At 53.1% G+C, this 352-nt stretch carries 1 protein-coding gene; it reads left to right on the forward strand.

The window, feature by feature from the left end:
- The coding region (locus ACFVYJ_RS13710; protein WP_463255413.1) for a VCBS domain-containing protein at positions 1-352 on the forward strand (352 nt) is incomplete at both ends.

The following is a 352-nucleotide window of genomic DNA, read 5'->3' on the forward strand; positions in this document are numbered from 1 at the left end:
AGCTGGGTACGCTGACACTGGATGATGACCAGGGTAACTACACCTTTACTGTCGATAACGCGGCAGTTCAGTACCTGAATGCGGGCGATACCATCGTGCAGACCTGGACCGTGGATTCAGTAGACGGTAGCGGTACCAGCACCATCACCATCACCATCAATGGTGTTGCCGATGGTGCGGAAGTCACTGACGATGCTAAAGCGGTGACCGAGGATGACAGCGATCCAACCCTGAGTGTGAGCGGTCAGGTGACCATTAATGATACCGATGTTGGTGAAGATGCCTTTGATAACAGCACTCTGAGCTTCGGTACTCGTACCAACTCTGATCCATCCGACCTGGATGCAACCCA

It is taken from the genome of Pontibacter sp. JAM-7 (genome assembly GCF_048548695.2).
Lineage (GTDB): Bacteria > Pseudomonadota > Gammaproteobacteria > Pseudomonadales > Balneatricaceae > Neptuniibacter.